Origin of the sequence: Vagococcus carniphilus (genome assembly GCF_014397115.1) — a bacterium.
GTDB lineage: Bacteria > Bacillota > Bacilli > Lactobacillales > Vagococcaceae > Vagococcus > Vagococcus carniphilus.
Genome location: NZ_CP060720.1, coordinates 1382072 through 1396271 on the forward strand (window position 1 = coordinate 1382072; position 14200 = coordinate 1396271).

Genomic DNA, 14200 nt, shown 5'->3' on the forward strand with positions numbered 1-14200 from the left:
TTTAACATTAAAGGAACGTCAGCCAGTTCTTCTTATCGTTTTAATTTTACTTTGTATAAGAATTTTATGTCTTAAACGAAAAGAGATTTTTATATTGACTTGTTGTTTACTAGTCAGTTCTCTCTTCTTTTTTCATCTATTTGAAAGCAAAGAAAAAAATGCAGTATCAGAAAATACTGAGTTAAAAGTTTACCCAGATACAATAAAGTTAGATGGGGATTTACTGAGTTTTAAAGCGAAAGATTCCAGCACTCGTCAGACGATGCTTGTTAAGTATCGCTTACAAGATGAAAAGGAGAAAGCCTATTTTTCATCTAATTGGCGAACACTTGTGATTCAAGGAGAATTTGAAGAGCAAGAAGTTGAAGGTGTTAGAAATTTAAATGGATTCGATTATGCTCATTATCTTGAAATAACAAATATCTCTAAGCAAATTAAATTGATACATATTCAATCTATGAAGCAAGAAAAAATTCCGTGGTATCAGCTAAACTGGAAACTTAAGGAATTAAGAAGAGCTTGTATTGTTCACAATCAAAAACAATTTGGTCTGTTAACTCAGAATTACATGAACTCTCTTTTGTTTGGTTTTCAAGATAATACACCAGAAAATTATCAACAAACATGGAAGAAGTTAGGGGTTGCTCATTTATTCAGCTTATCTGGTATGCATATTTATTTCTTTTTAACACTCTTTGATTATATCTTGTTAAGACTATCAATTTGTCGTGATAAAGTTTTTAAACTTAATTTGCTCTTTACTTTCATTTTAGTTAGTTTAACAGGAATGGGTCCTGGAATGGTGCGAGCTGGTTTACAACATGTGATTAAAAGATTAAATCAACGCTTTGAATGGATTCTAAGTCCTCTTGACTGTTGGTCGCTGGCTCTATTTATCAATTGTTTATTTTCACCCTACGTTTTACTTACTGTTGGTGGACAATTAACCTATTATTTAACTTTTTTAATTATAGTTATTTTACCGATTATTGAAAAAATTGAAAATGTTTTTTATCAAGGAATCTTTTTTAATATGTTGCTGTCTACTTTGTCTCTTCCTTTAATTTGGTACTATTTTTATGAATGGAATTTACTTAGCTTTATCGTTAATCTAATACTTGGACCAGTTCTGTTTATAGTTATTATGCCGCTTCTTTTATTATCTTTTCTAACCTCTTTTGTTTTGATTAATAATCATTTTATTTGGTTAGAAAAGATATTAATACTTTTTCAATCAATTGGAAATAAAACCAATGAATTAACTTTATTTAAACAAGTTGTTGGCAAATTACCTTTTTGGTTATTGATTATGCTGATACTTTCTCAGATATTTATATTGATTGAATGGGAGAAAAGAAATAGTTGGCTAAACCGTAAAATTATAGTATTAGGAAGTCTCACATTATTAGTTCCTTTTTCTAAGTATTTAAATCCTTTTGGGACACTTGCAATAGTTGACATAGGTCAGGGAGATAGTATCTTTCTTCAGTTACCATTTCATCAAGGTAATTATCTTCTTGATACAGGTGGAGTGCTAGGTTTTGAAGTTGAAGAATGGCAGAAACGCTCTGATAAAAGAAGTGCTGACTACACAGTTATTCCTTATTTAAAGAGCATGGGAGTTAAAGAGTTGGATACTGTTTTTATTTCTCATGCTCATGAAGATCATTTTGGTGACTTAGACCGAATAGGCGAATCAATCGATGTTAAATCAATTTGTTATGGTCCTGGTAGTTATGAACAATCTAATTTTAGGAAATGTTTGGCACTTTCTCAGTTTAAAAGAACTCGGAAAAAGGCAATTACGAATCAAGATAGGTGGCAGAAACATGGAATTAATTTAAATTGTTTATATCCTACTGAAACAGGAGATGGTCAAAATAATGATTCACTTGTTATGATGTTAACGATTAAAGAGAAAAGAATACTTCTAACAGGAGATTTAGAAAAAGAAGGGGAAAATGATCTGATGAATCAAGAGGATATAAACTTGAAAGCAGATATTTTAAAAGCAGGTCATCATGGAAGTAATACATCCAGTCAACCTGATTTTTTAGAAAAAATTTCGCCAAAAATAGCGATTATTTCATGCGGAAAGAATAATAGATACAATCATCCTTCAAAAGAAACGTTAGATAATTTTGGTGAGATATCAACGAAGGTTTATCGTACTGATTTAAACGGGATGATTTATTTTAAATGGTCACTATTTTCAAATTACTTTTCTGAAGCTTTTGTAATGAAATAAAATAGAATTAAATCTGAAAGTTATGATAGTATAGATAGGAATGGATGGTGTGATTTAATGTCGTTACAAGATGAACTAGTAAAAATAAAGAAACAACAGTTTAAGCCTATCTATACTGTGATAGGAACAGAAACTTTCTTAATTGAAACTTTTAAAAAGCAATTGAAAAGCTCGATATCAAGTGAAGCTGAAGATGAATTTAATATTATTACTTTTGATATGACAGAGGTAGAATTATCATCAGTTATTTATGAAGCTGAGACAGTTCCTTTTTTTGGGGATTATAAAGTTATTTTTGTTGAAAATCCTTATTTTTTAACAGGAGAAAAAAAGAAAAATGAATTAAATCATGATTTATCTTTATTACTAGCTTATTTGGAGAATCCATTATCAACAAGCATAATAGTCTTTGTTGCTAGCTACGAAAAATTGGATGAACGAAAAAAAGTGGTTAAGTTGTTGAAGAAGGAAAGTCAGCTTGTTGATGTTAGCAAAATGACGGATAAAACACTGATTCCTTATGTGAAACAGCACATAGAAAATGAAGGTTATTCTATTGATAAACAAGCTTTTGAAAGATTAACTTATTTAACAGATATGGATTTAACAAGAATTATGAATGAGTTAGAGAAACTCTTCTTATTAACTCTATCATCAAAGAGTATTACTAAAAACGATGTTGAATCATTAATTCCTAAATCTTTAGAACATAATATTTTTGATTTAAATCAATATGTTATTGGTAATAGGACAGATGAAGCTCTTAATCTATATCATGATTTATTAGTGAGTGGAGAAGAGACCATTAAAATAATATCAATACTTTTAGGCCAAATTAGGTTGTTATTACAAGTCAAAATATTGCTAGATATGAATTACCAGCAAAGTAATATTACTGATACACTGAAAATTCATCCATACCGTGTTAAATTAGCGGTTCAGCAATGTAAGAGTCTATCCTTTAAACAATTAGGTGAGATGTTTGATGAATTAATTGAAATGGATTTTAATATTAAAACCGGAAAAATCGAAAAAGAACTTGCTTTCGAGTTATTCTTATTGAAAAAAAGATAAAATAAAAAACTTGATGACTTGAAATCGAAATGAGATCAGTCCATCAAGTTTTTATTATTTAGCTAATTTTTTGGCTAAACGAGATTTTTCACGGTTAGCTTTATTTTGATGAATAAGTCCTTTTGCAGAGACTATATCAATTTCTCTAGTAGCAGCAACTAATAATTCTTGTTGGTTATCAGCATTAGCTTCTACAGCTTTTTCAAAATTTTTCATAGCAGTACGCATTTTACTCATTTTTGCAGAGTTAGCTTCATTTGATTTTTCACTAGTGCGAACGCGTTTGATAGCAGATTCGATGTTTGGCATTAAATTTCACCTCCGAAATAGAGTTTATATTTGATTAAACAAATATAATTCAACATTCTCATTATACAGAAAGCCAATAAAGTTTGCAATAATTAATGTAAAAAGTTATTGATTAAATTGCTAACATTGACACACCGATGGCTCCAGGGCCTGAGTGGGCACCTAGAACAGGGCTGACTTCAACCATATAGAAATGACGATAATTTGGAAATTTTGATTTCATTTCTTCAACCATTTTTAAAGCTTCTTCTTTATCTGTTCCGTAAGTTACAGCAAGGTCGTAAGAAGAAACATGGTTTACACTCTTTTCAATAGCATCGACCATCTTCTTTAAGCTTTTTCTTCTTCCGCGAGCTTTACTAAAAGTATAGTAAATGCCATCTTCATTACAAGTGATAATAGGATTTAGGTTTAAAGCTGTTCCTAAAACAGAGCTGACTAAACCGATTCTTCCACCTTTTTTCAAATACTCTAAAGTTGGAAAACTAAAGAAAACATGTCCTTTTTCTGGAAGATGAATAGCTATTTTTTTTAGTTCTTCAAAGGTTTTACCATTTTCAATTTCATGTTTAAGGTATGCTGCTTGAATACCTGCACCAATCCCAATACTTTTAGTATCTACAATGAAGCTTTCGATTTCAGGATGTTCTTCAAGTGTTAAACGTAGAGCGTTATGAGTACCACTTAAACCGCTTGAGATTGTGACACAGACTATTTTTTCATAACCAGCAGCTTTAATTTCTTCTATTAATTGTTGTACATAAGAGATACTTGGAAGAGATGTTTTAGGCACTTCTTCATCTAGTCGTTCGTAAATTTCGTTAGCTGTAATTTCAATTTTATCCATGTAAATACCATCAGAGTAGATAATATTAAGAGGTGCAACAAAAATACCACCTTTTTCAATTAATTCTGGTGGTGTATCCATTCCAGAATCTACAAGCATTGCAATTTTTTCAGTCAATTTATTTTTCCCCCGTTGTAATAGTTTCTTTTAAAATATCATCCAAATGTTTCTCAGTAATTAATTTAGCGATAAAAGTTGTGCAGGCCATTTGAATTGGATCATAGTCTCGTTTGATGTCATTAATCGTTACTGATTTATTTTCCTCAACAAGAAAACATTCAATCGTACTTTCCAAATGTTCGCAGAAAAGGTTATAGGCCTCTTTAGCGTTAGTAGCATCAATTTTTAATTCAATACCATTTCTGATGGCAGGAATTTCGAAGGCTTGCTTTAAAATGGTGATGACAAGCACTCGTGCTAAATGATTTTTTCCATATTTTTTTTTATATGGTTTTGGAACTAGTTTTAGTTTGACATAGTTATTAATCATTGATGGTGTTAGAGCTTTAGTATGATCAAGAAGTAGTGGTTGAGTGTATTTATCGACAATCTTAACTAATTGATCCATGTAAATCTCAATATCAGGTAATTCATCCCATCTGGGAAGAGTGAAAGCTAGCAGCTCTAATTCCCAATTGCCATCTTCTAGAATATTATTCATTCATCTAATCTCCTTAGAAAGGTTATCTGGTTATCAAAACTATATCATGAGGTTGTTAGAATTACAATTAATATTTATCAGATTTTAATAATCAAAATTCATCTTATTTTAGGTACAAAAATAGGTTCCAATCAATTTTTCTAATTAATTGGAACCTGTTTTATTTTATTTGTTTAGTGGCTTAGTTGTTCTTGAAAAGAACTATATGATTCAGATTTTTCTAATTTTTGTTTTTCCATTTTTCTTTCGATAGGTAATTTTCTAAGCATTCTCAGTCCATTTAGAATAACTAAAATTGTACTACCTTCATGCCCAATAACACCTAGAGGTAAATTAATAACTTGGAAAAAGTTTGAGATTATTAAGATAGCGATGACTGAAAGAGAGAATACAATATTTTGAGTGACAATTCGTTTTAGTTTTAATGATAGCTGATGGCTGACTGCTAATTTTTCTAAGTCATCTTTCATTAAAACAATATCAGCAACATCAATTGCGATGTCAGTTCCTTGTCCCATTGCAATACCTATTGAAGCATTAGCAAGAGCCGGAGCATCATTAACGCCATCACCAATCATAGCATTTGTTCCCAATTTTTCTTTTTGTTCTTTAATAAAAGTCGTTTTGTCTTCAGGTAAACAATCAGCAATCACATGATCGATATCGATCATTTTAGCAACAGCGTTGGCAGTTCTCGAATGATCCCCAGTTAACATAGTTGTTTCGATCCCGTTGTCTTCAAAATATTTAATCGTTTCAACTGCGTCTTGTTTAGGAACATCAAGTAAACCAAAGAAAGCAATAATTTTATTATTCTTACTGAAATAAATAACAGTTTTTCCTTCTTCTTGCCATTTTTCTGTTTGAGCAACTAAGTCAGAAGTCATTGGTTCAGTAGTAACAAACTCAACATTTCCAACTTTCCATTCGTTTTCTTGTTCTCTACCTAACATACCAGATCCAGTAATATCGTTAACTTCTAAGCTTCTCTTTTCAGAAATTAAGGGAGCGTATTTAGAAGTGATTGCATTTGCTAAAGGATGGGTTGATTCTGTTTCAATAGCTGTCAGCATGTCAATTGCAAGCTCTTTCTCATCTGTAATAAAGAATTCATCCGTCACAACAGGTACTCCTTTAGTGATTGTTCCTGTTTTGTCAAAAGTAATTGCTTTTAAATCAGCTAAAGCTTCAAGATAAATACCGCCTTTAAATAAAACACCATTTTTAGCACCGTGAGATATAGCGGCTAAGGTTGCTGGTGTAGCTGATGCAACCAAAGCACAAGGGGAAGCTACAACGAGTAGAACCATTCCTCGGTAAAAACTTTCACTCCATGTCCATCCAAAAAAGAAATAAGGAATTAGAATTGCTAAAGGAACTAAAACTAAAACTGCTTTAACATAAATATTCTCAAAGTTTGTCAGGAAACTAGCAGTTTTTGAAGGGGTATTTTGAGCGTCATCAACTAACTGAATGATTTTACTGAAAAGAGTGTCTTTTGATTCTTTAGAAACAGTCATTTTCAATGAATTTCCAATGTTAATTGTACCTGCAAAGAGATTATCATTTAGATTTTTATCTCTGGGAATTGATTCACCTGTTATAGCAGCTTCATCAATAGAAGCATAATTTGTTAGTAACTGGCCGTCAATAGGGACACTAGCACCTTTGGGAACAAGTAATGTGTCACCAATTTTTAAATCTTTAACAGGTACTTCAGTTGTTTGACCATTCTCATTTAATAAAAAAGCATTTTCAGGTTGAATCTCCATTAAACTTTCAATTTCTTTTTTACTTTTATTGGTTGTGAATTCTTCTAAAGATCCACTTAATGAGAAGATAAACGTTAACATGATTCCTTCAAAATAGTATTGAATCATGCTAGCTCCGATAGCTGCAAGAGCCATCAATAAATCGACATTCAAATGTTTGTCCTCAATGGTATCAATAATACCATCTTTTGTTTGATGGAAACCTCCGATGATCATACCGATGATAAACAAATAAGGGTAAATAGTACCACCGGTTTTTTGGTTGTAAAGACCTGCAATCATTAATAGTCCACAAATAATGGTTGAGATCATACTGCTTTTCTCTTTTAATAGTCTCATGTTATCTCCTCCTACAAATGAAGTCTAACATAAAAACTTCTAGATTGGAATAATTATAATCTAGATAGTAATGATAGTCATTATCAATGATAATGATTCTAAATTGAGCGGGTATCAAGACACAAAAAAACTGGCATTAAGTAATGCCAGTTTTCTTTATTTAACAATAAGCCAGTAAGCTATGATGATAACTCCAAGCGCAATTCGATACCAACCGAATACCTTAAAGTCATTTTTCTTAATGTAATTCATTAAGAATTTAATAGCGATAATTGAAACAACAAAGGCAACAATGCTTCCTAATAGTAGGAGAACGGTTTGTGTCATATCAAATGAATTTCCAATTTTTAAAAACTTATAGATTTTATAACCGCTAGCTCCAAACATAACTGGAATTCCTAAAAAGAAGGTGAATTCAGCAGCCACGTATCTAGAACAGCCAATTAAAATGGCTCCGATAATAGTTGCACCTGAACGAGATGTACCTGGAATTAAAGAAAGTACTTGGAATAGTCCAATAATAAAAGCTGTTTGGTAGCTTAGTGTTCCTAAAGTAAACGTAGTAGGTTCTTTTCCTTTATTTCTGTTCTCAACGATAATGAATAGGACACCGTAAAGAATGAGCATAATAGCAACGGGTAAAAAACTATGGAAATGCTCTTCTAAAAAATCATCAAAAAGTAAACCTAAAACACCAGCAGGAATTGAAGCAAGAGCAACTTTAAACCAAAGTACCCAAGTAGCTTTCTTTTGACCAGCTGTCTTCGTTGATGAGAATGGGTTTAGTTTACTGAAGTAAAGAACAACAACTGCCATGATTGCGCCTAATTGAATAACAACATTAAACATCTCTTTAAAATCAGCAGAGGCATTCAACTTGATAAATTCATCTACTAAAATTAAATGGCCAGTACTACTAATAGGGAGCCATTCGGTAATACCTTCTACAACCCCAAGAAAAATTACTTTTAAAATATTAATAAAATCCATTTTTTCATTCCTTTCATTTTAAAAAATATTTCTCAATGTTACTAGTTTAGATGAATTTAGTGAATAAAACCAGTTAAATTTATAAAAAAAGACTAACATTATTGTAAGAGGATGATTTTGTTTTATTTACTTTTTGATTTATGTTAAAATAATGCGTTATTAATCGAATGGAGTGTGGTCAAATTGTTTCATTTTTTGAAAAAGAAAAAAGAGCCAGTAAAAGAGTTAAACTTTTACTCAGTGGCAAAAGGTGAAGTTATTTCGATGGATGAGGTGAATGACCCAGTTTTTTCAAAAAAGATGATGGGAGAAGGCTACGGAGTGAGACCGATGTCATCAAATGTCTATTCTCCAGTTTCAGGAGTTGTTATGAGTATTTTCCCAACTAAACATGCGATTGGATTGAAAACAGCATGTGGGCTATCTATTTTATTACATCTTGGAATCGATACAGTTGAATTAAAAGGTGCTCCTTTTGATATTAAAATCAAAGAAGGAGACAAGGTAACACCAGAAACTTTAATAGCTATTATGGATTTAAATAAACTAGCTGAAGCTGGTAAATGTAGTGAACTAGTTGTAGTGATTACTAATTCAGCTGATCAACTAGAAGAGTTTACTTTATCTACTTTAGGAAATATTGATAAAGGTGAGTTTGTTGCGACAGCTATAGCCAAATAAAAGAGATTGACATGGTTAAATGTCAATCTCTTTTACTGTTTTTAGTTAGTTAAAAAAAGGATTTGTTCTTTTTTCTTTTCCAATTGTGGTAGGTTCTCTGTGGCCAGGATAAGCTCTGAATTCATCAGGTAAAGTGAATAATTCATTTTTAACAGCATTTAATAAGTCTTCACTACTACCAAATGGTAAATCGGTTCTTCCAATACTTCCGCTGAATAGTGCATCTCCTGTAATCACAAAATCATCAAAAATAAAGCTAAGGCTACCTGGAGAATGCCCTGGAGTTGGGACAACTTTAAAAGTCATATCACCTAAAGTGTAAGATTGATAGTTTTCAAATTCAAATTCTGCTGGTTGACAACGAACATCAGGAATGTCATCATGTCTCATTAAGCCAGATAGGTTTAATTCTGGATCAGATAGCCAGCTTTGTTCGATGGGACTGATATAAACAGGAACATGATAGAATTCTCTGATTTCTTCAAGAGCTCCAATATGATCATAGTGAGCGTGAGTAATTAAAATCGCAGCAACGTTTAATGATAAACTTTCGATTTCTTTTTTGATAGTTTCAGCATCGTTGCCTGGGTCAACAATAAGAATATGTTGATCATTATAAATTAAATAACAATTTTCTTCGATAGGTCCTGTAATTATTTGTTTAACTTGAATCATAAAAAAACCTCCTTGGTAATGATTCTATTATAGCGTAAACGTATTAAAATATCTCTTATCCCGTTTAAAAGAAGTTAGCTTTAAAAATTATTTAAAAGAAGTATAATAGAAGTAGTGAAAAATTTATCTGTACTAGAGGTGTTTTATGAATAAACGTAATAAGAGAATGTTATTATCTCTTCAATTTATTCCTTTTGTCTTAACTAATGGGATGAACTTATTCCCTATTCTAATATTTGCTCATTTATTTTTAACACATCGTGATATCAGTCATTATGTGTTACCTTTGATTCTTTACTATAGTTTTAAAACAACGATTCTTTTTTTAGTGAGAATAAAACCGATTAGAGCAAGCCGTCTGCTTCAACTCTCTATCCTAATTGGAATAATTGGTTCGTTTCTAGGTATTTTTTATGAAGGAAATTTTTATTTTGGACTGATAGCTGGTGCAATGCTAGGCATTTGTTCGGGTCTATTGTATCCAAGTTTTCTCACGGTTCAGCTACATGAAAAAACAATGAATAATTTTGGGACTAGTAAAAATGATCAATTTTATTCGATTGGATTTGCTCTTATTTTTTCAGTGATTCTTTTTCACTTGATTAATTATTCAATTCCCTTAACTTTTGCTTTTTTAGGTTTAAACTTAATGTTACTTTTAATCATTGTTTCAGTCTATCCTCATTATGAAATAGAAGAAGAGATAGAATACCCAAATTACCCAGTGATTGAATCTTTGTTCCTATTTTCAGTTGGATTTTTTTCAATATTTATTATAAAAGGTGAAAAAAAATTAGGGGTTGCCAATCTTTTACCAGTTTTCTTTTTATTTTTAGTAGTAATGGTAATAATTTACCTTGTTTATCTTATGAAAATAAAACCAGAGAGAAGATTATCGCCATTTCTTACTCAAACCATAATTTTTAAAGGGATGCTAACTAATTTTATTTTAGTTTTTACAACATTTAATCAGTTAATCAGAGTGGGCGGTAAATCTCTTTATGTCATTTATAGTTTGTATTTACTCGCTATAATCATTTCACCAATAATAAAAAAAATGTTGTCTAAAAAATATACTGAACCAAGTCAAATCAAAATAATAAAATGGGGAGTTATTAGTGGTCTGATTTTAGTATTGTGGCCTACTAGTTATTATCTTGGTGTTTTTCTTATTAGCCTGTTTAGTTCGCAGCTTAATCAGCAATTAAATCAATATGTTTATTTGAACGCTGAGTTGCCAAAGGATTTTAGATTAATGGCTAAGTTTCGTTTAAATAATTTAGGAAGTATCTTCCATCAAATAATAATGATGTTAATCATTTATTTAGTAACTGTTGCATTCAAAACCGTAACAGTTGATGAAATATTCATGTCGTATAGCTATAAACAAGTCGATAAATCAGCTTTTTTTACATTGGATGTTACTAAATGGATTCTTGTTACATTTTTTGTCCTGTTTATTTCCATTTTAGAAAAACAATACCAAAGAAAAAAAACACTTTAGAATAACGTCTAAAGTGTTTTTTTTAATGTTCTTTAAGAAAAAGAAAAATATTTACAGTGGCGATAATTAGAAACATACCTAATGTTATCGCAGGACCCCAAATGTGAGTGTAATAGGTTGCAAAATTTAGGATGGCACATAAGATAATAAGACCATAAGTTAAGAAGAAAGGATTATGTTTGTACTGCGTACCTAATCTTCTTGTTACAACATAAAAAATATAGGGAATTGAATCCAAAATCATCCAAACAGAAGTTAATGTGATTAAAAATAATGAACTTGTGTAAATATTTAATATTAAAATAACTCCTATGATGATATTTAAAATAGCTCCCGTAATAAAAATATTTTTGTGCTTGTAGTGTCTTAATCTAGAATCAACAATAAAGAAATTATTGAAATTTAAAAATCCTTTTAAGATTGAAAATAATCCAATAATAATCATTAGTTGATTTATACTTGCTGAATAATTGATAAACAAGCCAATGCCAGTCACTAACATGAGTGCCCCATAATTGTATTAATCCACTCATGGTTATCTAAGAAATAGACAACTGATTTAACCTTTTCAGGCATAAAACTACTCACTCCTTATTTAAATCGAACTTAGCTATTCTAACATGAAAAAAGAATGATTGAAACCATAAAAATTAATCTAAATAGCTAGTGTCATTCCAATTTAAAATTTTATAGGAAAGTGTTTCAGGATTACTTTCAACAGTTGTAATACTTGTATTGTCTAGTAATCGTCCTTTTCTGATGTCAGAAATAGGAGAACCATCTAAGTGTTTTAAAATGGTTTGGAGCGTTAATCCGTGAGAAACGATTAATATAGTGTCATTAGGGTATTGTTTAGTTAAATGATTGAACACATTTAAACTTCGGTCAATAACACTTTGAAATGATTCACCGTCAAAAGAATTAGGATCATAGAGGTGCGGAGATTCTACAAGATGTTGAAATTCTTTTAAATGATAAAAATCCTTTTCTGGTAAACCGTCCCAACTACCAAATTCCATTTCTCTTAAATCATTAATTGTTTGTAATTCGATAGCTGAAGGATGCTGGGATAATAAAATTAAGGCAGTATCTTGTGCTCTTTTCTGTGGACTACTAAAAGCATGTTGAAAAGAAATATCTTCTAAGTAAAGGCCAACTTTTTTAGCATTTTCAATTCCTTCAGGTAGAAGAGGAGAATCTACTAAGCCACCTTGAAAAATTTTATGTTGATTAAATTCTGTTTTTCCGTGTCTCACACAATAAAATGTTGTCATAAAGTAATTAGCTCCTTCTTTAAATGAGTTGATAGTTCTATTATAGAAGAAATAAATTTTAATGCAAAAAGGATAATGAAGAAACACCATGTATAAAAAGATTTAAATTGAATCGTAGACATGGTAAAATTACATATGATTTTATATTCATGTGTAAAAGGAGATTAATGATGATTTATTTGATTACTTCATTCTACGCTATTTATTTTTTTAAACAGATTAGCTTAAAAAAGAAAAACGTAGATACTAACAGATTAGCTAAAGGTAATAAACCGAAAAATGTCGTCAAGCTAGAACGTTTTTTATTAGCATTTACTTATTTAACTGCTTTATTTCAATATTTGAGCCTTTTTAAGTTTGACTTTATGGGACAAGTATCAAATTTATCTATTTTAAAAGGTACTGGAATTTTGGTGACTTTAAGTGGAGTTTTAATATTTTTTCTTGCGACGACGCATATGAAAGAAAGTTGGCGTGCTGGAATTGACAAAGATCAAACAACTGATTTAATTACAACGGGTATTTATCAATATAGTAGAAATCCTGCTTTTGTTGGCTTTGATTTATTCTATCTTGGAGTAGTGTTAATGTTACCTAATATTGTGTTATTTGGTAGTTCTTTAATTACTGTCATTTGTTTGCATTTACAGATTTTAGAGGAAGAGAAGTATTTGATTGATGTCTTTGGAGAATCATATGTAGTTTATAAAAGAAAAGTTCGAAGATATATTTGAAAGTTAGCATCTTTTTGTATAAAAGATAGCTTCGTGTGATTTTATGTTGCATTCCAAATTTACCTATTGTATAATGTTAAAGGTTGAGTGTAAACAGTAATGTTGACACTTAGCTAAATCCACATCAGCTGTGATTTTAATAGTGGTGCTAAATTTATTTAGTTCTATTAAGAGATGATACAGTTTGAGAGGGAAAAATAAAAACCAATTGGAGGAAACAAAAATGGCAGTAATTTCAATGAAACAATTGCTAGAAGCCGGTGTACATTTTGGTCACCAAACACGTCGCTGGAACCCTAAAATGAAGAAATATATCTTCACAGAAAGAAATGGTATCTATATCATCGACCTACAAAAAACAGTACGTTTAGTAGACGATGCATATAACTACATGAGAAACATCGCTGAAGAAGGCGGAGTTGCTTTATTCGTAGGTACTAAAAAACAAGCTCAAGAAGCTATTAAAGATGAAGCTATCCGCTCTGGTCAATACTATGTAAACCACAGATGGTTAGGTGGAACTTTAACTAACTGGGATACAATTCAAAAACGTATCGCTCGTTTAAAACACATCAACAAAATGGAAGAAGAAGGAACATTCGAATTACTTCCTAAAAAAGAAGTTGCTGGTTTAAACAAAGAACGTGAACGTTTAGAAAAATTCTTAGGCGGTATCGCTGATATGCCTAGAATTCCTGATGTTATGTTTATCGTTGACCCTCGTAAAGAACGCATTGCTGTTCAAGAAGCTCATAAATTAAACATTCCTATCGTAGCTATGGTTGATACTAACTGTGATCCAGATGAGATCGATGTAGTTATCCCATCTAACGATGACGCTATCCGCGCCGTAAAATTAATCTCAGCTAAAATGGCTGATGCATTTATCGAAGGCCGTCAAGGTGAAGATGAAGTAACAGAAGAAAGCTTCGCTTCAGAAGAAACTAGCGAACAAGCACCTTCAATCGAAGAAATCGTTGAAGCTGTTGAAGGAAATAACGCTTAATAATCAATTATAATTGGCTGTCTTAGGCTGCGGAGTCAAGGTGAACAAAGTAGCCTATGTTCTGTTTGCTTAGGGCAGTTTTTAGT

General features: G+C 31.0%; 14 protein-coding genes. 6 read left to right on the top strand and 8 right to left on the bottom strand.

What is annotated here, in order from left to right:
* The first annotated feature begins 94 nt into the window (after positions 1-94).
* Positions 95-2248, top strand: coding sequence for a DNA internalization-related competence protein ComEC/Rec2 (locus H9L18_RS06850; RefSeq protein WP_185847397.1), 2154 nt, complete (start codon positions 95-97; stop codon positions 2246-2248).
* Positions 2249-2305: 57 nt separating this feature from the next.
* Positions 2306-3322, top strand: coding sequence for a DNA polymerase III subunit delta (holA, locus tag H9L18_RS06855; protein ID WP_126791557.1), 1017 nt, complete (start codon positions 2306-2308; stop codon positions 3320-3322).
* 54 nt (positions 3323-3376) lie between these two features.
* Here holA and rpsT read toward each other — a convergent pair whose 3' ends face one another.
* The 5 genes from rpsT to H9L18_RS06880 form a co-directional block, all read right to left on the bottom strand.
* On the bottom strand, positions 3377-3631 hold the full coding sequence (gene rpsT / locus H9L18_RS06860) for a 30S ribosomal protein S20 (RefSeq protein WP_126791555.1): 255 nt from the start codon (positions 3629-3631) through the stop codon (positions 3377-3379).
* A 112-nt stretch (positions 3632-3743) separates the two neighbouring features.
* A complete protein-coding gene (locus H9L18_RS06865) occupies positions 3744-4577 on the bottom strand; it encodes a DegV family protein (RefSeq protein ID WP_126791951.1) in 834 nt (277 codons plus the stop codon).
* Between the two features lie 19 nt (positions 4578-4596).
* Positions 4597-5139 carry a DUF1836 domain-containing protein gene (locus tag H9L18_RS06870; RefSeq protein WP_126791553.1) on the bottom strand — a complete coding sequence of 181 codons (543 nt, stop codon included), beginning with the start codon at positions 5137-5139 and terminating at the stop codon, positions 4597-4599.
* A gap of 173 nt (positions 5140-5312) precedes the next feature.
* A complete protein-coding gene (locus tag H9L18_RS06875; RefSeq protein WP_126791551.1) occupies positions 5313-7250 on the bottom strand; it encodes a heavy metal translocating P-type ATPase in 1938 nt (645 codons plus the stop codon).
* A gap of 156 nt (positions 7251-7406) precedes the next feature.
* A complete protein-coding gene (locus H9L18_RS06880; protein ID WP_126791549.1) occupies positions 7407-8240 on the bottom strand; it encodes an undecaprenyl-diphosphate phosphatase in 834 nt (277 codons plus the stop codon).
* Between the two features lie 174 nt (positions 8241-8414).
* Here H9L18_RS06880 and H9L18_RS06885 point away from each other — a divergent pair, with 174 nt between their 5' ends.
* The gene (locus H9L18_RS06885) at positions 8415-8921 is read left to right on the top strand and encodes a PTS sugar transporter subunit IIA (protein ID WP_246433322.1); all 507 of its coding nucleotides are present in this window, start codon (positions 8415-8417) and stop codon (positions 8919-8921) included.
* 45 nt (positions 8922-8966) lie between these two features.
* Here H9L18_RS06885 and H9L18_RS06890 read toward each other — a convergent pair whose 3' ends face one another.
* Positions 8967-9593 carry an MBL fold metallo-hydrolase gene (locus tag H9L18_RS06890; protein WP_281391408.1) on the bottom strand — a complete coding sequence of 209 codons (627 nt, stop codon included), beginning with the start codon at positions 9591-9593 and terminating at the stop codon, positions 8967-8969.
* A 148-nt stretch (positions 9594-9741) separates the two neighbouring features.
* Between H9L18_RS06890 and H9L18_RS06895 the strand changes: the two genes are divergently transcribed.
* Positions 9742-11100: a hypothetical protein gene (locus H9L18_RS06895; protein ID WP_126791543.1), complete on the top strand. Its 1359-nt coding sequence runs from the start codon at positions 9742-9744 to the stop codon at positions 11098-11100.
* Between the two features lie 22 nt (positions 11101-11122).
* On the opposite strand, the gene H9L18_RS06900 is transcribed toward H9L18_RS06895, so the two are convergent.
* Positions 11123-11602: a DUF308 domain-containing protein gene (locus tag H9L18_RS06900; protein WP_187559366.1), complete on the bottom strand. Its 480-nt coding sequence runs from the start codon at positions 11600-11602 to the stop codon at positions 11123-11125.
* Positions 11603-11750: 148 nt separating this feature from the next.
* Positions 11751-12374: a histidine phosphatase family protein gene (locus H9L18_RS06905; RefSeq protein WP_185847396.1), complete on the bottom strand. Its 624-nt coding sequence runs from the start codon at positions 12372-12374 to the stop codon at positions 11751-11753.
* A 170-nt stretch (positions 12375-12544) separates the two neighbouring features.
* On the opposite strand from H9L18_RS06905, the gene H9L18_RS06910 reads away from it, so the two are divergent.
* Positions 12545-13108, top strand: coding sequence for a methyltransferase family protein (locus tag H9L18_RS06910; protein ID WP_185847395.1), 564 nt, complete (start codon positions 12545-12547; stop codon positions 13106-13108).
* Between the two features lie 223 nt (positions 13109-13331).
* Positions 13332-14114 carry a 30S ribosomal protein S2 gene (rpsB, locus tag H9L18_RS06915; RefSeq protein WP_126791535.1) on the top strand — a complete coding sequence of 261 codons (783 nt, stop codon included), beginning with the start codon at positions 13332-13334 and terminating at the stop codon, positions 14112-14114.
* The last annotated feature ends 86 nt before the right edge of the window (positions 14115-14200 follow it).